This window comes from Microbacterium tenebrionis (assembly GCF_020682665.1).
Lineage (GTDB): Bacteria > Actinomycetota > Actinomycetes > Actinomycetales > Microbacteriaceae > Microbacterium > Microbacterium tenebrionis.
The window spans coordinates 70,673-88,100 of the sequence record NZ_JAGTTM010000003.1 but is presented as its reverse complement, the minus strand read 5'-3'; the positions used below and the strand labels follow the sequence as shown (position 1 = coordinate 88,100).

The following is a 17,428-nucleotide window of genomic DNA, read 5'->3' as shown; positions in this document are numbered from 1 at the left end:
CTGAACGCATGAGCGACAAGCTGATGCTGCTGGACACCGCATCCCTGTACTTCCGCGCGTTCTACGGTGTACCGGACAAGGTGAAAGCACCGGACGGCACATCGGTGAACGCGGCGCGTGGTCTGCTCGACATCATCGCGAAGCTCGTCACGCTCTACGAGCCCACGCACATCGTCGCCTGCTGGGACGACGACTGGCGTCCGCACTGGCGCGTCGACCTCATCCCCAGCTACAAGACGCACCGCGTCGTCGAAGTCGGCGCCGCAGGACCGGACGTCGAAGAGGTGCCCGATCCGCTCGAGGCCCAGATCCCTCTGATCCGCCAGACGCTCACCGCCCTCGGCATCCCGATCATCGGAGTCGCCGCCCACGAGGCCGATGATGTCATCGGTACACTCGCGACGCGATCCACCATCCCCGTCGACATCGTCACCGGCGACCGCGACCTGTTCCAGCTCGTCGACGACGACCGCGGCATCCGCGTCGTCTACACCGCGCGCGGCATGAGCAACCTCGAGATCGTCACCGACGCCACCGTCGTCGCGAAGTACGGCGTCCTCCCCTCGCAGTACGCGGACTTCGCGACCATGCGCGGCGACGCCTCGGACGGCCTGCCCGGAGTCGCCGGCGTCGGCGAGAAGACAGCAGCAGCGCTCCTCAAGGACCACGGCGATCTCGCCGGCATCCGTGCCGCCGCGGTCGCCGGCGAAGGCATGAGCGCAGGTGTGCAGGCGAAGGTCATCGCGGCATCCGACTACCTCGATGTCGCACCGACCGTCGTCGAGGTCGCGCGGGGCCTCGACATCGCGGTTCCCGCAACCCCGGTCCGCGCCCTCGACGCCCCCCAGACCGCGTCGGCCGAGGAGCTCGCCGCTCAGTGGAACCTCGGCAGCTCCATGCAGCGCGCGATCGCGGCGCTCGACCGCCCCGTCGGATAGGTGCTCAGCGCCGACGGAACACCGTGAGCATCGCCGACACGAGCGAGGCGGTGTAGACGAGCACGATGCCCACGACCACGAGCAGCGGCAGCTGCCATCCTCCGCTCGTCTCCCGCAGCGCACCCATCATCGGCGCGCCGAGGGCGGCGAACAGGTATCCGCCACCCTGCACCACGGCCGACATCGTCGCGGCCTCGGCATCAGACCGCGAGACCCGCACGAGGCCGGTGAGGATCAGCACGAATCCGCTCGAGTGCGTGATCGCGCCGAATGAGGCCCAGACGCCGGCGAATTCCGGGGCGATCAGCATCCCGACGACCATGGTTGTCGACGAAGATCGGCAGCGGCCCGGTGATGCTCGCCCCTTCGGATCGTGTCGCGCGGATCTCCGAGGCCTCCCCCGATGAGCGCTCGGCGGAACGCCAGGAACGTGTCCGGGCGATGTGCACGATCCACAGCGCGAGACCGATCACGGTGAACGCACCCCAGATCAGCAGCGCCGCCGACCAGCCCGTCGCCTCCGCCAGAGGAACGGTCGCCAGAGCGGTCAGGAGCGAGCCGACGTTCAGCGTCGCCGTGTACGCGGCGGTCGCCACGGCTGTGCGCTCGGGCGGGAGGTCGCGACGGATGATCACCGGGATCACGACGTTTCCGACCGTGATCGTCGCGCCCATGATGACCATTCCGGTGAGCATGGATCCGAATCCGGGGAGCGCGCGCACCAGCGTGCCGATCATGACGCCGCCGAGCGCGATCAGCAGCGCGAGCTCGGGGCCGGCGCGGCGGATCACGAGCGCCGCGAGCGGCGTCATCAGTGCGAACATCACCACCGGCGCGGTGGTCAGCAGTCCCGCCGACGCGGAGCCGATGCCGAGGTCGGCCATGATCTCGGGCAGGACCGGCGTGAGCGCGATGATCGGCGCGCGAAGGCTGAGAGCCGCGACGAGGATGCCGACGAGCACCAGCCACGGAGCGGATCGTCTGATCATTCCGCCCAGGCCATCAGCCGGTCCAGGCCCCAGGTCGTGACGATGCGCTCTGCGGGAACGCCCGCCTTTTCTGCTCGTTCGGCGCCGTGATCGAGCAGAGAGAGCTGGCCGGGCGCGTGCGCATCCGAGTCGATGGAGAACAGGCATCCCGCATCCATCGCGATCGCGATCAGATCGTCCGGCGGATCCTGCCGTTCGGGTCGCGAGTTGATCTCGACCGCGACACCGTTCTCGGCGCACGCGTCGAACACCGCTCGCGCGTCGAAGACGGACTGCGGCCGGGTCCCCCGCTCGCCCTGCACGAGCCTGCCGGTGCAGTGCCCCAGCACGTTCACGTGCGGGTGCGCGACAGCCGTGAGCATCCGCCGGGTCATCTCGCGCGATTCCATGCGGAGTCTGGAGTGCACGGATGCCACGACGATGTCGACCTCGTCGAGGAGTTCCCGCTCCTGGTCCAGTGCGCCGTCCTCGAGGATGTCGACCTCGATGCCGGTCAGCATTCTGAACGCATCCGTCGACTCCGCGCGCACCAGCGGCATCTGCTCGCGCAGACGCTCGGCCGACAGCCCTCGGGCGACGCGGAGCCGCGGCGAGTGGTCGGTGATCGCCAGGTACTCGTGGCCGAGGGCGCGGGCGGCGTCCGCCATGACGGCGATCGGCGTCGTGCCGTCCGACCAGTCGGTGTGTGCGTGCAGATCGCCGCGCAGCTTCGTGCGCAGCACCGTCGTCTTCTCCGGCGCCACCTGGCCCCGAAGATCCGCGAGGTAATCGGGCACCTCCCCCACTTGGGCCTGGCGGATCACGGCGAACGTCGACTCGCCGATGCCCTTCGCCGCGCGCAGGCGTGTCGGGTCCTCGATGATCTCGGCCGGGAGCTCGCGCAGGGTCGCAGCCGCCTGGCGGAACGCCTTCGCGCGGTACCGTGACGCCCGCTCGCGCTCGAGGAGGGAGGCGATCTCGAGCAGCGCGTCGACGGGATCCATCTCAGCCCTGGGCGAGTTCGCGTGTGGCTGCGACCCACGCGTCGAGCTTCGCCGTCGCGCTGCCGTCGTCGATGGCCGCTTCGGCACGCGCATAGGCCTCGCGCAGGCGCTCGACGATCGGCAGCGTCGCCTGCGTCGCATCCTGCGAGAGCTCGAACGCGACGATGCCGGCCGCGGCGTTGAGGAGCACGATGTCGCGGACCGGACCCTTGGTGCCGGCCAGCGTGTCGCGCAGGATGCCGGCGTTGTGCGCCGGCGACCCGCCGATGAGGTCGGCGATGTCCGCCGTCGGGATGCCGAGATCACGAGGATCGAGGTCGTGCTCGTGGATGTCTCCGCGGGAGACCTCCCAGATGCGGCTGTGACCTGTCGTGGTCAGCTCGTCGAGCCCGTCGTCACCGCGGAAGACGAGCGCGGTCGCACCGCGGGTGCGGAACACGCCCGTGATCAGGGGAACCCGCTCCATCTGGGCGACGCCGACCGCGTTGGCCTCCGCGCGAGCGGGGTTGCACAACGGGCCGAGCATGTTGAACACGGTGGGCACGCCGAGTTCGCTGCGCGCGGCGCCTGCGTTCTTGAATCCTGGGTGGAACGCGGCGGCCCAGGCGAACGTGATGCCGGTGCGGTCCAGCACGGCGGCGACGTCGTCGGGCGAGATCGAGAGCTGGAGTCCGAGAGCGCCGAGCACGTCGGACGAGCCGGATGCGGAGCTCGCGGCACGGTTGCCGTGCTTGACGACGGGGATTCCGGTCGCGCCGATGATGATGGCGGCGGTGGTCGAGACGTTGACCGTCCCGAATCGATCGCCGCCCGTCCCGACGATGTCGAGGACGTTCGGCGTGACGGGAAGCGGGACGGCCGCCTCCAGGATCGCGTCGCGGAATCCCACGATCTCGTCGATCGTCTCCCCCTTGGCGCGCAGCGCGACGAGGAACCCGGCCAACTGGGCGTCCGAGACCTTGCCCTGCATCACCTGACGCATCGCCCACGTCGACTCCCAGACACTCAGATCGCGACGCTCCAGGAGCGTCGTGAGGACATCGGGCCAGGTCAGGGAATCAGCCATGTGTGCGATCCTATCGGCGCGAATGAATTCCTCATCCGCGTCCCGTCGTTGCGCCATCGGCGGATTCCGTTGAATTCACCGCGGATTCGCAGTGTTCTCTTAGGGTCCCCTAAGTCCCTGAACATGGAAACGAGGACCGGGGATGCAAGAATCACGCTCGCGGATCGGCCATAATGGAGAGGTGACCACCTCAGCGACCTATGCCCCGGCGGCAAGAACGATCAAGCGCCCGAATCCGGTAGCTGTCGGCACCATCGTGTGGCTCGGCAGCGAGGTGATGTTCTTCGCGGGTCTGTTCGCGATCTACTTCACCCTGCGCAGCACCTCGCCCGAACTGTGGGCGCATCGCACGGAGCTGCTGAACGTTCCGTTCGCCGCCGTCAACACCGCGATCCTGGTGTTCTCGTCTGTGACGTGCCAGATGGGCGTCTTCGCGGCCGAGGACCTGCAGGCCTACCGCATCAAGAAGGGGCAGCTCAACGGCGCAGGACGCCGTCGCCTCTTCGGCTGGGGAATGGTCGAGTGGTTCTGGGTCACCTTCGCGCTCGGCGCGATCTTCGTCTCCGGCCAGGTCTGGGAGTACGCCCAGCTGGTCGCCGAGGGCATGCCGATCCAGGCTGACGCCTACGCCTCGGCCTTCTACCTGACCACGGGCTTCCACGCCCTCCACGTCACCGGCGGACTCATCGCGTTCCTGCTCGTCATCGGGCGCGCGTTCGCGGTCAAGAACTTCGCACACAAGGAGGCGACCTCCTCGATCGTCGTGTCGTACTACTGGCACTTCGTCGATGTCGTCTGGATCGTGCTGTTCTTCGTCATCTACTTCCTGAAATAAGAGCGGAGCTGACCTGCGAAATGGCACGAGAGAAGAAGCGTCGCTCGAACGGACGCCGTAGCCCCCTGGCCGCTGCGGCGCTCATCGGTGCGGGACTCCTGATCACCGGAGGCATCTACGCCGGTGCGTCGGCGGCGATGGCAGCCAGCGAGACCCCGACGTCGGCGAGCACCCAGCTGACGGTCGACGACGGCGAGAAGCTGTTCCAGGCCAACTGCGCCACCTGCCACGGCCTCGACCTGCAGGGCACCGAGAGCGGCCCGAGCCTGTACGGCGTCGGCGAGCTGGCTGTCGAGTTCCAGGTCGCGACCGGACGCATGCCGCTGCAGATGCAGGGTCCGCAGGCCCCGCAGAAGCCGGTGCAGTTCACCCAGGACCAGATCGAGGCCATGGCCTCGTACGTGCAGTCCGTCGCGCCCGGCCCCACGTACCCCGAGGACTGGGTGCTCGACGGCAAGGATGCGGATATCGCCCACGGCGCCGAGCTGTTCCGCATCAACTGCGCGATGTGCCACAACGTCGCCGCCGCCGGTGGTGCGCTCACCGAGGGCAAGTACGCCCCGCCGCTCACGAGCACCAGCCCCCTGCACATCTACGCGGCCATGGTCACCGGCCCGCAGAACATGCCCGTCTTCGGCGACATGAACCTGTCGGACGAGGACAAGCGCGACATCATCGCCGCTCTGATCTTCCAGCAGCAGGAAGTCCAGGTCGGCGGGTTCACGCTGGGCTCGCTCGGACCGGTCTCCGAGGGCCTGTTCGTCTGGATCTTCGGCATCGGCGCCCTCGTCGGCGCGACGGTGTGGATCACGGCGAAGTCCAACTGACGCATATTCAACGAAGAGGAACGTACGAGGAGCACCATGGCACACGACGACGACTCGCAGGCCCTTGACAGGGCCTACCAGCCCTCCCCCGGGCTGGGTGTCGCAGTCAGCGATCCCGTGCAGAACCCCGGGCTGCCGCCGCACCGCGAGCGGATGACCGACCTGGACCCGAAGGCTGAGAAGCGGGCCGCACGAACCGTCTACACGCTGTTCTACCTGTCGCTCGCCGGCAGCATCTGGGCCGTCGCGGCTTACATGCTGTTCCCGATCGAAGACGGCTCGATGGCGTCGATCCGCAACAACAACCTCTTCATCGGTCTCGGTATTGCACTCGCGCTGCTGTCGATCGGCATCGGCGCGATCCACTGGTCCAAGGCGCTGATGAGCGACAAGGAGCACATCGAGCACCGCCACCCCACCCGAGGCAAGGACTCGACGCGCGAGGCCGCCATCCAGGCGTTCGCCGACGCGAACGAGGAGTCGGGCTTCGGCCGCCGCACGATGATCCGCAACTCGCTGATCGCCGCCGTGGTCGCCTCGATCGTCCCGGGAGTCGCGCTGTTCCGCGGCCTTGCGCCGCACAGCACGCCCGACGACCCCACCAAGGGCGACCCGGTCGCTCTGCTCAAGCACACGATGTGGGCCGAGGGCCAGCGTCTCGTGCGCGACCCCGACGGCACGCCGATCCGCGCTGCCGACGTCACGCTGGGGTCCGCCTTCCACGTCATCCCCGAGGAACTCGCGACTCTGTCGCACCACGACGGCTACCTGGAGGAGAAGGCCAAGGCCATCGTCCTCATGATGCGTCTGCGCCCCGAGCAGCTCATCGAGTCCGAGGAGCGCAAGGACTGGTCGTACGACGGCATCGTCGCGTACTCCAAGGTCTGCACCCACGTCGGCTGCCCCGTTGCCCTGTACGAGCAGCAGACGCACCATCTGCTGTGCCCGTGCCACCAGTCGCAGTTCGATGTCACCGACCACGCCAAGGTGATCTTCGGCCCGGCCGCACGCCCGCTGCCGCAGCTCCCGATCACCGTCGATGACGAGGGCTACCTCGTCGCCCGCCGCGACTTCACCGAGCCTGTCGGCCCGAGCTTCTGGGAGCGCCATTGAGCACCGCAACGCTGTCCAAAGAGGACAAGGACAACAAGGCCCCTCTCGGCGGTCGTTTCGTCGGCGCAGCGTCGAACTACATCGATGAGCGCACGAGCCTCTCCGGCTTCGTCAAGGAGCTCGGACGCAAGATCTTCCCCGACCACTGGTCGTTCATGCTCGGCGAGATCGCGCTGTGGAGCTTCGTCGTCGTGTTCCTCTCCGGAACCTTCCTGACCTTCTTCTTCCAGGCGTCCATGGTCGAGACGCACTACACCGGCGCCTACGCCCCGATGCGCGGCATCGAGATGTCGGCGGCTCTCGAGTCGACCCTGAACATCTCGTTCGACGTGCGCGGCGGCCTGCTGGTCCGCCAGATCCACCACTGGGCCGCGCTCGTGTTCGTCGCGGGAATCGGCGTGCACATGCTGCGCATCTTCTTCACCGGTGCGTTCCGCAAGCCGCGCGAGCTGAACTGGGTGATCGGCTTCGTGCTGTTCATCCTCGCGATGGCCGAGGGCTTCACCGGCTACTCGCTGCCCGACGACCTGCTCTCGGGCAACGGCCTGCGCATCATCGACGGCATGGTCAAGGGTCTCCCCCTGATCGGCACGTGGACCTCGTTCCTGCTCTTCGGCGGCGAATTCCCCGGCGTCGACATCGTCGGACGCCTGTACACGCTGCACATCCTGCTGCTGCCGCTGCTGGTGATCGGCCTGATCGTCGTCCACCTAATGCTGATGATCGTCAACAAGCACACCCAGTTCGCCGGCCCCGGCCGCACGAACGACAACGTCGTCGGCTACCCGATGATGCCGGTGTACATGTCGAAGATGGGCGGCTTCCTGTTCATCGTCTTCGGCACGATCGTGCTCATCGCGACGTTCTTCCAGATCAACCCGATCTGGAATTACGGTCCGTACGACCCGTCCCCGGTTTCCGCCGGCACCCAGCCCGACTGGTACATCGGCTTCGCCGACGGCGCGCTGCGGCTTGCACCGTCGAACTGGGACATCGTGTTCCTGAACCACACGTGGTCGTTCGGCATCCTCGTGCCGGTCGCGGTGCTCGGACTGTTCATCGTGCTCGTCGCGATCTACCCATTCATTGAGGCCTGGGTCACCGGAGACAAGCGCGAGCACCACATCGCCCAGCGCCCGCGCAACGCCGCGACGCGCACCGCGATCGGAGTCGCCGGGGTAATCTTCTACGCCGTGATGTGGGCGGCGGCATCGTCCGACCTCATGGCCACGCACTTCCACCTCACCATGGAAGGCGTCATCCACACGCTGCAGGCACTGCTGTTCCTCGGACCGATCATCGGATACTTCGTCACCAAGCGCATCTGCATCGCGCTGCAGAAGAAGGACCGCGAGATCGTGCTGCACGGCTACGAGTCGGGTCGCATCGTCCGCCTCCCCGGTGGCGAGTACATCGAGGTGCATCAGCCGGTCGACAAGTACGACCGCTGGAAGCTCATCGACGTGGACAGCTACGAGCCCCTTGTGGTGCGCCCGAACGCGAAGGGACGCATCTCCTGGACGCAGAACCTCCGCTCGAGCCTCTCGCGCTGGTTCTACGAGGACCGGCTCGCGCCGCTCACCCAGGCAGAGGTGGATGCCGCGGATGCCCACCAGCACCACGTCACCGCCGATACGGACGCGACCGAGGCCGCTGAGATCCAGGGTGCACACGAGCGCGCCGGTTTCCCGGATGCGCCCGCGCAGCCCGGGCGTGAGACCCACGTCGACGAGACGCCGAACACGCCCAGCTCGGTGATCGCCACCGACCAGGGCAAGAAGAACAAGGAGAAGGACGGCGGCCAGTAGGTCCCTCCCCTCTCCCCTGGCCCCGGTGCGCTCTGCGCATCGGGGCCTTTCTCGTCGCTCCGACAAGGTCGTCATACTCGATCGTCGAGGGCGAGCGCGGCTCTAGGCTGGGGCCATGATCGATCGAGCCGACTACTTCGCCGCCAAGCTGGCCTTCGAGACCGATGCCAGTGACCTCTACGCCCGCCAGACGGCCGGAGACGGCGTCGTGGTGGTCGATGTCCGTTCGGGTGAAGCCTGGGCACAGGGACGGGTCGCAGGCGCCGTGCACATGCCCTACCGGGAGATCGCGGAACGCGCCCCGCAGGAGATCCCCGCCGGCACCGAGGTGGTCGTGTACTGCTGGAGCCCCGGGTGCAACGCCGGCGCGAAGGGAGCGCTCGAGTTCGCGAAGCTCGGGTACGACGTGCGCGAGATGATCGGCGGCTACGAGTACTGGGTCCGAGAGGGCTACCCGGTCGAAGACCATGACGGCATCCACCGGCGCCCGATCGATCCCCTCACGGGTGTTCCCCGCATCCGCGCACGCTCCTGACCTCGTCGAGACGGGGTTATTCACAGCCCGCGAGCGGGCCTCCGAGCCTCCGAGCCTCCGGTCTACATTCGTGGTGTGAACACCGCTCTCAACACAAAGTCGCGCATCGCAGCGCTTCTCGCACTCATCGTGGCACTCGCCGGATGCGCGCCGACACCTGTGGCGGACCAATGGAGCACCGTCGCTGAAGCGGACTGGAGCGTGTACGGCACGCTGCTGAGTTCGCCGATGGTCGTCGAGGACGTCGTACTCGTCTACGAGGAGTCGTCGCGCACGGGCAGCAGCAGCAGTATGACCGCCAGCAAGGAGCGACTGGTCGCCTACGACGTGAGCAGCGGTACGGAACTGTGGTCCCGCCGGACCGTTCCCGGCAGGACGTCGACGGGGTCGTCCCACCAGCCCGCAGTCGCGAAGGTCGATGACGAGTGGCAGGTGGCGGCGCTGGTTCCCGAGCAGGAGGCTGCCGGAGCATGGTCCTGGTCCCGGTTCCTCATCCTCGATGTGCGCACGGGCGAGGTGATCGACCCGGGGCTGGAGAAGACGCAGGTGTGGGCATACCGCCCCTTCGTGTGCGGAGAGAGTGAATTCTGCATCGTCGGCAACTATCCGGGCAGCCGGACAGCCTCGGACCGAGTCTTGCAGTACTCGCCCGCCGACCAGAAGCTCGCTCCCGCAACGGCGGCCGGTGCGCCCTTCATCGGCGAAGGCGAACCTCTCATCGGCGATCTGTCGATCCTGGAGACACGAGGCGTGCAGTACGGGAATGACGGGGAGATCTTGTGGACACGGCCGTTCGCCGAGGTCTTCGGTCCCCGATCGTCACCGGATGCGACACTCAGCTGGAGGGACATCGGCGACGGGTCTCTCCTGATCGCCGGATTTCCGGCCCCGAGCAGCGTCGAGTCTCACGACGGTGCGACGACCGAATCCTTGGTCAGCGGCACCGTCTCATCGATCGACAACGAAACCGGGGAAACGGTGTGGCGCCTGGAGGGCGCTCGCCCCTGCGCCGTCGCAGACCATCACATCCGGGTCGAGGCAGACGTGATCGTGCTGTGCAGGTACGACGAAGGCACCGTCACGAGCACCCGGAACGGCACCACCGCGGGCGAGTTCGCATACGAAGACGTCGCGCAGACCATGTTCGGTATCGACGTCGGGTCAGGCGAGGAGGTCTGGTCGCTCGATCTGGGCGCCGATGCCATGAACGTCGGCGTGCCCCACGACCGGTCTGCTGGGTGGATGCCGGGGAGCCAGTGGGTGCTGGTGAGCCTCGACGGCCGTGCGCACCTGGTGGATCCTGCGACCGGCGCGACATCCAGATTGCCCGACGACGCTGTCCTGCTCTGCCGCGCGGCACAGAAGAAGATCACGCTGGAGTCGATCTGGAGCGAGCCCCTCTACTTCGAGGCGAACAAGTTCACGACGTGCGACAGCTCCGGTCGACCATTCGAGAAGATGCCGCCATCGGTCGCGTCCCTCGCGATGTTGGGTTACGACACGAATCAGCCGATCGTCATAAATCTCGCGAACGGCCTCACCGCCTTCCTTCCGGATTCCGGCGAGTAGCTGGACGCAGCAGAACGCCCCTGGCTGATGCCAGGGGCATTCTCTTGTCTGTGCGGGCAGATCCGCGTTTCTATCGAGCGAAGTGTCCGCGGTAGTACTCGTAGACCCAGCCGACGATCGCGACGGCGAAGATCGCGACGCCGATCGGCAGCAGGAACTGGCCCACGGCCATGCCGACGAGGAAGACACCGGCGGAAGCAGCCAGCACGAGCGGCCACCACGACCACGGGCTGAACTCGCCGAGCTCCGGGTCGCCGTCGTCGATGTCGGAGGTCAGGATGTCCTCGGGCAGCTCGCCGCCCTGCGCCTTGTGCGTGCGCTGCAGGTAGACGGCGACCATGGCCGACATGAACATGCCGAAGAACAGTGCGACCGTTCCGACCCACTCGACGCGCATAGCGCCGACCAGCTCGGGGTACGCGATGACGTGCCACACCGTGTAAACCGTGCCGACGAGGGCGAAGAATGCGGCGAGGATCCACCACAGGATGATGTTTGAACGCATGGCTTACTTCGCCTCTCCGCTCGCACCGGCCGTGGCCGGCTCCGGCGCTGAGACCGGGTGCTCGGCAGCCTCGGGGTGGTTCAGGTCGAAAGCGGGACGCTCGCTGCGGATGCGCGGGATCGACGTGAAGTTGTGACGCGGCGGCGGGCAGCTGGTCGCCCACTCGAGCGATCCGCCGTAGCCCCACGGGTCGTTGACCGTGACCTTCGGCGCCTTGCGTGCCGTGATCCAGACGTTCAGGAAGAACGGCAGCATCGAGGCGCCGAGGATGATCGCGCCGATCGTGGAGACCTGGTTGCCCCAGGTCCAGCCGTCAGCGGCCGAGTAGTCGGCGTAGCGGCGCACCATGCCATCGACGCCCAGCCAGTGCTGGATGAGGAAGGTCATGTGGAATCCGACGAACAGCATCCAGAAGTGCACGTAGCCGAGACGCTCGTTGAGCATCCGACCGGTCCACTTCGGCCACCAGAAGTAGAAGCCGGAGAACATCGCGAACACGACGGTTCCGAACACCACGTAGTGGAAGTGTGCGACGACGAAGTACGAGTCGCTGAGGTGGAAGTCCAGCGGCGGTGCCGCGAGGATCACACCGGTCAGACCGCCGAACACGAACGACACGAGGAAGCCGAGCGCGAACACCATGGGCGTCTCGAACGTGACCGAGCCTCGCCAGAGCGTTCCGATCCAGTTGAAGATCTTCACCCCCGTCGGGACGGCGATGAGCATCGTCATCAGCGCGAAGAACGGCAGCAGCACCGAGCCCGTGACATACATGTGGTGCGCCCACACCGCCACGGACAGCGCAGCGATGGCGATCGTCGCGTAGACCAGCGTCTTGTAGCCGAAGATCGGCTTGCGGCTGAAGACAGGGAACACCTCGGAGACGATGCCGAAGAACGGCAGCGCGATGATGTACACCTCGGGGTGGCCGAAGAACCAGAACAGGTGCTGCCACAGCAGCACGCCGCCGTTCGCCGGGTCGTAGATGTGCGATCCGAGGATGCGGTCAGCAGCGGCGGCGAAGATCGCCGCGGCGAGAACCGGGAACGCCATGAGGATCAGCAAGCTCGTGATGAGCGTGTTCCACGAGAAGATCGGCATGCGCCACATGGTCATGCCCGGCGCACGCATCGTGATGATCGTGGTGATGAAGTTCACGGCACCGAGGATGGTTCCGAAACCGGACATGCCGAGTCCGACCATCCACAGGTTGCCGCCGGCGCCCGGCGAGAACGAGGCGTTCGCGAGCGGCTGGTATGCGAACCAGCCGAAGGACGCCGCACCCTGCGGGGTGAGGAAGCCGGCGATGGCGATGATCGAGCCGAAGCCGAACAGCCAGAACGCGAAGGCGTTCAGACGCGGGAACGCGACATCGGGCGCACCGAGCTGCAGCGGGAGGATCGCGTTGGCGAAGCCGGCGAACAGCGGCGTCGCGAACATGAGCAGCATGATCGTGCCGTGCATCGTGAACAGCTGGTTGTACTGCTCCTTCGTGGGGACGATCTGCATTCCCGGAGCGAACAGCTCTGCACGGATGACGAGCGCCATCACGCCGCCGAGCAGGAAGAAGAGCACCGAGGTGATCAGGTACATGTACCCGATCGTCTTGTGGTCGGTGGAGGTCAGCCACTTGACGACGATGTTGCCCTTCTCCTCCGTGCGGGAGGAGCTCAGCAGCGCGGCCTGGCGGGCCGGCATCGCGGTGGGCCGAACGCCAGCGGTCTGGCTGGGGGCCTCAGTGGTAGTCATGAGGATTACTCTCCCTCTTCTTCGGAGGCCGCTTCCGGAGCACCCGTGCCCGGGTTGTTGCTGAGGCGGTCATAGGCATCGGCGATGTCGCCGGTGTTGCCCTCGTCGCGGAGCGTCTCGATGTACGCGTCGTACTCGTCCTGTTCGACGACCTTGACGTTGAACAGCATCATCGAGTGGTACTCGCCGCAGAGCTCGGCGCACTTGCCGTCGTACTCGCCGACGCGGGTCGGGATGAAGGACCAGGAGTTGTCCTTGCCGATGTACATGTCCTTCTTGTAGAGGAAGTCGATGATCCAGAAGGAGTGGACGACGTCGCGCGACTGCAGGCTGATGTGCACCTTCTGGTCGACCGGAAGCACCAGCGTGGGCAGCTTCTCCGTGTCGACGTTGCCCTCGGCGTCGGGCTGAGCCTGGACACCCATGGTCCACACGGCGTCGGAGAGGTCGTCGTCCTCGCCGGCGTACATGAAGTCGAACGCCCACTGCTTGCCGATCGCGGTGATCTCGACATCGGCGTCATCGCCCCATTGGGTCTCGATCTCGGCCTGATCGCGTGCCGTGAAGAAGAACATGCCCAGCACGAGGATCAGCGGGATCGCCGTGTAGAAGATCTCGATCGGCATGTTGTAGCGCATCTGGACCGGCAGACCGGTCTGGCCCTTGCGCCGACGATAGGCGATGGCGGCCCAGCCCATCAGACCCCACGTGATCAGACCCACGATGAGGAGCACGATCCAGGAGTTGACCCAGAGCGACGCGACACGGTCGGTCTGGTTCGTGGCGGCGGTGCCGTCTTCCACGAAGCCCGGGAGGAATCCGTGGAGCTCGGTGGGAGTACATCCCGCCAGGGCCACGGCTGCCGCAATTCCCACAGGAACTGCGACCCAACGAAGGCGGCGTTTCGAGGGCACGATACACCTTTCAAGATCGCGGACAGGGCGTACCCAGTCTAGGGCAAGCTCACACCTGATTCATGCCAACCACGCAGGCTGGGCACGGCTGATGTTCAGTGGAAGCTGTCGCCGCAGGCGCAGCTTCCGGCTGCGTTCGGGTTGTCGATCGTGAAGCCCTGCTCCGAGATCGTGTCCTTGAAATCGATCGCCGCGCCGTCCAGATACGGCACGCTCATGTTGTCGACGATGACCTCGACGCCGTCGAAGTCGACGGTCTCGTCACCGTCGAGGTAGCGCTCGTCGAAGTACAGCTGGTAGATGAGCCCGGAGCATCCGCCCGGCTGCACGGCGACGCGCAGACGGAGGTCGTCACGGCCCTCCTGCTCGAGGAGGTTCTTCACCTTCGTGGCTGCGGCGTCGGTGAGGGTGACGCCGTGGGCGGCCTTGGTCTCAGGGGTGGTGATGGTGTCGCTCATGTCGCTCCTTGTGACACGCCGCGCACGCGCGCGACTGACTCTGCTACGGCGATTCTACCGCCGAGGGATCGGGGAGGGCCCTGGTTGGTCACCGAGCTGCGGCGTTCATCCTCGCCAGCAGCAGCGCTTCGGTGCCGATGGCGTGGCGGAACGTATCCAGGTGCAGGGATTCGTTCGGGCTGTGCGCCCGCGAGTGCGGGTCCTCGACGCCGGTGACGAGGATCTGCGCCTCGGGGAACTCCCTGACGAGGTCGGCGATGAACGGGATCGATCCGCCGACGCCGAGGTCGACCGGCTCCACCCCGTATCCTTCGGCCATCGCCTGCCGGGCAAGACCCACGGCCCACCCGCTCGTGTCGACGAGGAAGCCATTGCCGAGGTCGAGATCCGAGAAGGCGAGCTCCGCGCCGAACGGTGCATGCGCGCGCAGGTGCTCCTCGAGAGCGGTGTAGGCCTCCTCCCCTGTCTGACCGGGCGCGACGCGAGCGCTGATGACCACGGTCACCTCGGGGAGCAGGGTGTTGGATGCCGACTCCACACTCGTGGCGTCGATGCCGATGACCGTGACGGACGGCTTGTTCCAGATCCGGCTGAGGATGCTGTCGCGACCGATCGGCGTCGTATCGGGCAGGAGCCCCGCCTCGTCGCGGAGCGTCTCCTCGGTGTACTCGGGAGTCGGCGCGTCGCGCTCGGTCATCCCCTCGACAGCGACGGCCCCGTCCTCGTCCCACAGCGTGGAGAGCAGCCGCACGGTCGCCATCATGGCGTCGGGCACGGCGCCGCCGAACATCCCGGAGTGCGAGGCGTGGTCGAGAGTGCGCACCTTCAGCGTGAACCGCGCATTGCCGCGCAGCGACACGGTCAGTCCCGGCGTCGCCGAGTCCCAGTTGCCCGAGTCGGCGACGACGATGGCATCCGCACGCAGCGCGCCGGCGTTGTCGCTGAGGAACTGCGCGAACGAGCGGGAGCCGTACTCCTCCTCCCCCTCGATGAACAGCGACACACCGAGGTCGAGGTCGTCGCCGAGCACTTCGCGCACAGCGCGCAGAGACGCGATGTGCGTCATGATCCCGGCCTTGTCGTCCGCTGCGCCGCGCCCGTAGAGTCGCCCGTCACGGACCGTCGGCTCGAACGGCGGCGTCTCCCACAGCGCATCGTCGCCCGGAGGCTGCACGTCGTGGTGCGCGTAGAGCAGGATCGTCGGCTTGCCGCCCCGGGCAGCGCGGGTGGCGAGCACCGCCGGCTGCCCGAACTCGTCGGTGCCGGGGATCGCCGCTCGCAGGACGCGCACCTCGTCGAAGACGCCCGTGCCCTCGGCGAGCTCCGCCACGCGCTCGGCGCTGCGCTGGAGCTGGGTCTGGTCGAAGGACGGCCAGGCGATGCCGGGGATTCGCACGAGATCGCCGAGATCGGCGAGTGCACCGGGGATCCCGAGTGCCACGGCTTCGGCGACGGCGGACTCGACAGACGGGCCGGTTTCGGACTGTTCGGAGCTGGGAGCGTGCTCTGCGGTCATGCGAGTAATCTTAAGGCTTCACCCCGTTTCGAGCCGAGGAGCCCCGTGGCCGCTAGCACCCCATCGACGAACGACGAGTCCGCCGAGACGCCGGCGGTCGGCAAGGGTCGGCCGACCCCGAGCCGCGCCGAGCAGGTCGCTGCTCGCCGTCGCCCGCTGGTCGCGAACACGAAGGAGGCGAAGGCCGCCGCACGCGTCCAGCTGCGCGAGCAGCGCGAGCGCGCGCAGGCCGGTATGGCCGCCGGTGAGGACAAGTACCTCCCGCCGCGCGACAAGGGCCCCCAGCGGCGCTGGGTCCGCGACTACGTGGATGCCGGGTGGCACGCGTCCGAGTGGGTCATGGCGCTGATGGTGATCGTGATCCTCATCTCCCTCGTGCCGAACCCCACGTTCTCGTTCTACGCGTTCGTCGGCCTGTGGGCCTTCATCATCATCGCCGTGCTCGACATGGTGCTCCTCGCCGCCCGCGTCAAGAAGAAGGCGGCGGTGAAGTTCGGAAAGGACCGGCTCGAGAAGGGCCTCGGCTGGTATGCGGCGATGCGGTCGCTGCAGATGCGCTTCATGCGCCTGCCGAAGCCTCAGGTCAAGCGCGGCCAGTACCCCGCCTGAGTCCGCGATTGATCTGACGCGCCCACAGCGGGCCGCGGTACAGGAACGCCGTGTACCCCTGGACCAGCGTGGCACCCGCATCCAGACGTTCCTGAACGTCGGATGCCGTCTCCACTCCCCCGACGGAGATCACGCAGAAGCCGTCGGGAACCGCCGCACGCACGACGCGGAGCACCTGCAGGGAACGCTCGCGCAGCGGTGCACCCGAGAGTCCGCCCGCTCCGGCAGCCTCGACGACGTCCGCCGGAGTGCTCAACCCCTCACGACCGATCGTCGTGTTGTGGGCGATGATGCCGTCGAGCCCCTCGGCGACGGCGAGGCGCGCGATCGCGGCGATCTCGTCATCGGGCAGATCGGGTGCGATCTTGACGAGCAGTGGTGTGGTGCCGGCGGCATCCTTCACCGCACGGAGCAGGGGCGCGAGAGTCTCGACGGCCTGCAGACCCCGCAGGCCCGGTGTATTGGGCGACGAGACGTTGACGGCGAGATAGTCCGCGAGGGGCGCGAGCCGGGTGGCGCTGGCGACGTAGTCGGCCGTGGCGTTGTCGACGTCGACGACCCTGCTCTTGCCGATGTTCACGCCGACGACCGTCGCAGGGCGCCGACGGCGCAGCCTCGTCAGGCGCTTCGCCGCGGCATCCGCACCGGCGTTGTTGAAGCCCATCCGGTTGATGACTGCACGATCGGGAACGAGACGGAACAGCCGGGGCTTGGGGTTGCCGTCCTGCGGGATAGCCGTGACCGTGCCGATCTCGACGTGTCCGAAGCCGAGGGCTGCGAGTCCGCGCACACCGACGGCGTTCTTGTCGAATCCGGCGGCGACGCCGAACGGCGAGTCGAACGTGAGTCCCAGCGCCTCGACGCGCTGATCCGAGCTCGGTGCGCACAGCGCCCGCGTCGCCCAGGAGAACGGCGGCACGCCGAGCACGCGGATCACGGCCATGCCGGCGTGGTGGGCGAACTCCGGATCGAAGCGCGAGAGGACGGTGCGGAAGAGGAGGGGATACATCCCTG

At 67.2% G+C, this 17,428-nt stretch carries 18 protein-coding genes; 8 read left to right on the top strand and 10 right to left on the bottom strand.

Annotated features, from left to right (window positions below):
* Window positions 1-8: 8 nt before the first annotated feature.
* Window positions 9-938 carry a 5'-3' exonuclease gene (locus KEC56_RS09530; RefSeq protein WP_227530781.1) on the top strand — a complete coding sequence of 310 codons (930 nt, stop codon included), beginning with the start codon at window positions 9-11 and terminating at the stop codon, window positions 936-938.
* Between the two features lie 4 nt (window positions 939-942).
* Here KEC56_RS09530 and KEC56_RS09525 read toward each other — a convergent pair whose 3' ends face one another.
* Genes KEC56_RS09525 through trpD form a run of 4 tightly spaced genes read right to left on the bottom strand, consistent with a single transcriptional unit; the run spans window position 943 to window position 3,976 of the window.
* Window positions 943-1,179 carry a hypothetical protein gene (locus tag KEC56_RS09525; protein ID WP_227530780.1) on the bottom strand — a complete coding sequence of 79 codons (237 nt, stop codon included), beginning with the start codon at window positions 1,177-1,179 and terminating at the stop codon, window positions 943-945.
* Entirely contained in the window at window positions 1,139-1,927 is a 789-nt protein-coding gene (locus KEC56_RS09520; RefSeq protein WP_227530779.1) for an MFS transporter, read from the bottom strand. Before KEC56_RS09520 ends, KEC56_RS09525 begins: the two co-directional genes overlap by 41 nt.
* Window positions 1,924-2,910, bottom strand: coding sequence for a PHP domain-containing protein (locus KEC56_RS09515; protein ID WP_227530778.1), 987 nt, complete (start codon window positions 2,908-2,910; stop codon window positions 1,924-1,926). Before KEC56_RS09515 ends, KEC56_RS09520 begins: the two co-directional genes overlap by 4 nt.
* Window position 2,911: 1 nt before the next feature.
* On the bottom strand, window positions 2,912-3,976 hold the full coding sequence (trpD, locus tag KEC56_RS09510; RefSeq protein WP_227530777.1) for an anthranilate phosphoribosyltransferase: 1,065 nt from the start codon (window positions 3,974-3,976) through the stop codon (window positions 2,912-2,914).
* 142 nt (window positions 3,977-4,118) lie between these two features.
* Between trpD and ctaE the strand changes: the two genes are divergently transcribed.
* The 6 genes from ctaE to KEC56_RS09480 all read left to right on the top strand — a co-directional run bounded on the left by ctaE (window position 4,119) and on the right by KEC56_RS09480 (window position 10,663).
* Window positions 4,119-4,811, top strand: coding sequence for an aa3-type cytochrome oxidase subunit III (gene ctaE / locus KEC56_RS09505; RefSeq protein WP_175988093.1), 693 nt, complete (start codon window positions 4,119-4,121; stop codon window positions 4,809-4,811).
* Between the two features lie 20 nt (window positions 4,812-4,831).
* Window positions 4,832-5,638, top strand: coding sequence for a cytochrome bc1 complex diheme cytochrome c subunit (qcrC, locus tag KEC56_RS09500; protein WP_175988091.1), 807 nt, complete (start codon window positions 4,832-4,834; stop codon window positions 5,636-5,638).
* Between the two features lie 36 nt (window positions 5,639-5,674).
* A complete protein-coding gene (gene qcrA / locus KEC56_RS09495; protein WP_175988089.1) occupies window positions 5,675-6,751 on the top strand; it encodes a cytochrome bc1 complex Rieske iron-sulfur subunit in 1,077 nt (358 codons plus the stop codon).
* Window positions 6,748-8,559 carry a cytochrome bc1 complex cytochrome b subunit gene (gene qcrB / locus KEC56_RS09490; RefSeq protein WP_227530775.1) on the top strand — a complete coding sequence of 604 codons (1,812 nt, stop codon included), beginning with the start codon at window positions 6,748-6,750 and terminating at the stop codon, window positions 8,557-8,559. Before qcrA ends, qcrB begins: the two co-directional genes overlap by 4 nt.
* Window positions 8,560-8,674: 115 nt before the next feature.
* A complete protein-coding gene (locus KEC56_RS09485; RefSeq protein WP_227530774.1) occupies window positions 8,675-9,094 on the top strand; it encodes a rhodanese-like domain-containing protein in 420 nt (139 codons plus the stop codon).
* A 75-nt stretch (window positions 9,095-9,169) separates the two neighbouring features.
* Window positions 9,170-10,663 (top strand): PQQ-like beta-propeller repeat protein, encoded by a 1,494-nt coding sequence (locus KEC56_RS09480; protein WP_227530773.1) that lies wholly within the window; start codon window positions 9,170-9,172, stop codon window positions 10,661-10,663.
* A 70-nt stretch (window positions 10,664-10,733) separates the two neighbouring features.
* On the opposite strand, the gene KEC56_RS09475 is transcribed toward KEC56_RS09480, so the two are convergent.
* The 5 genes from KEC56_RS09475 to KEC56_RS09455 all read right to left on the bottom strand — a co-directional run bounded on the left by KEC56_RS09475 (window position 10,734) and on the right by KEC56_RS09455 (window position 15,805).
* Window positions 10,734-11,168, bottom strand: a complete 435-nt coding sequence (locus tag KEC56_RS09475; protein ID WP_227530772.1) for a cytochrome c oxidase subunit 4 — start codon at window positions 11,166-11,168, stop codon at window positions 10,734-10,736.
* A 3-nt stretch (window positions 11,169-11,171) separates the two neighbouring features.
* A complete protein-coding gene (gene ctaD / locus KEC56_RS09470) occupies window positions 11,172-12,917 on the bottom strand; it encodes an aa3-type cytochrome oxidase subunit I (protein ID WP_227530771.1) in 1,746 nt (581 codons plus the stop codon).
* Window positions 12,918-12,922: 5 nt separating this feature from the next.
* A complete protein-coding gene (ctaC, locus tag KEC56_RS09465) occupies window positions 12,923-13,831 on the bottom strand; it encodes an aa3-type cytochrome oxidase subunit II (protein ID WP_227530770.1) in 909 nt (302 codons plus the stop codon).
* Window positions 13,832-13,926: 95 nt separating this feature from the next.
* Window positions 13,927-14,289: an iron-sulfur cluster insertion protein ErpA gene (erpA, locus tag KEC56_RS09460; protein ID WP_175988077.1), complete on the bottom strand. Its 363-nt coding sequence runs from the start codon at window positions 14,287-14,289 to the stop codon at window positions 13,927-13,929.
* Window positions 14,290-14,377: 88 nt separating this feature from the next.
* Complete coding sequence (locus KEC56_RS09455) at window positions 14,378-15,805, bottom strand: dipeptidase (protein ID WP_227530769.1); 1,428 nt, start codon at window positions 15,803-15,805, stop codon at window positions 14,378-14,380.
* A gap of 45 nt (window positions 15,806-15,850) precedes the next feature.
* Between KEC56_RS09455 and KEC56_RS09450 the strand changes: the two genes are divergently transcribed.
* Window positions 15,851-16,414: a DUF3043 domain-containing protein gene (locus tag KEC56_RS09450; RefSeq protein ID WP_175988073.1), complete on the top strand. Its 564-nt coding sequence runs from the start codon at window positions 15,851-15,853 to the stop codon at window positions 16,412-16,414.
* Here KEC56_RS09450 and KEC56_RS09445 read toward each other — a convergent pair.
* Complete coding sequence (locus tag KEC56_RS09445; RefSeq protein ID WP_175988071.1) at window positions 16,389-17,423, bottom strand: quinone-dependent dihydroorotate dehydrogenase; 1,035 nt, start codon at window positions 17,421-17,423, stop codon at window positions 16,389-16,391. The genes KEC56_RS09450 and KEC56_RS09445 overlap by 26 nt on opposite strands.
* Between the last annotated feature and the right edge of the window lie 5 nt (window positions 17,424-17,428).

Excerpts from the sequence above, each read along its gene's own strand:
- KEC56_RS09515 (WP_227530778.1), bottom strand. The coding sequence starts at position 2,910 with ATGGATCCCGTCGACGCGCTGCTCGAGATCGCCTCCCTCCTCGAGCGC.
- KEC56_RS09485 (WP_227530774.1), top strand. The coding sequence starts at position 8,675 with ATGATCGATCGAGCCGACTACTTCGCCGCCAAGCTGGCCTTCGAGACC.
- qcrA (WP_175988089.1), top strand. The coding sequence starts at position 5,675 with ATGGCACACGACGACGACTCGCAGGCCCTTGACAGGGCCTACCAGCCC.
- KEC56_RS09475 (WP_227530772.1), bottom strand. The coding sequence starts at position 11,168 with ATGCGTTCAAACATCATCCTGTGGTGGATCCTCGCCGCATTCTTCGCC.
- ctaE (WP_175988093.1), top strand. The coding sequence starts at position 4,119 with ATGCAAGAATCACGCTCGCGGATCGGCCATAATGGAGAGGTGACCACC.
- KEC56_RS09520 (WP_227530779.1), bottom strand. The coding sequence starts at position 1,927 with ATGATCAGACGATCCGCTCCGTGGCTGGTGCTCGTCGGCATCCTCGTC.
- qcrC (WP_175988091.1), top strand. The coding sequence starts at position 4,832 with ATGGCACGAGAGAAGAAGCGTCGCTCGAACGGACGCCGTAGCCCCCTG.
- ctaD (WP_227530771.1), bottom strand. The coding sequence starts at position 12,917 with ATGACTACCACTGAGGCCCCCAGCCAGACCGCTGGCGTTCGGCCCACC.
- erpA (WP_175988077.1), bottom strand. The coding sequence starts at position 14,289 with ATGAGCGACACCATCACCACCCCTGAGACCAAGGCCGCCCACGGCGTC.
- KEC56_RS09530 (WP_227530781.1), top strand. The coding sequence starts at position 9 with ATGAGCGACAAGCTGATGCTGCTGGACACCGCATCCCTGTACTTCCGC.
- trpD (WP_227530777.1), bottom strand. The coding sequence starts at position 3,976 with ATGGCTGATTCCCTGACCTGGCCCGATGTCCTCACGACGCTCCTGGAG.
- KEC56_RS09455 (WP_227530769.1), bottom strand. The coding sequence starts at position 15,805 with ATGACCGCAGAGCACGCTCCCAGCTCCGAACAGTCCGAAACCGGCCCG.
- KEC56_RS09445 (WP_175988071.1), bottom strand. The coding sequence starts at position 17,423 with ATGTATCCCCTCCTCTTCCGCACCGTCCTCTCGCGCTTCGATCCGGAG.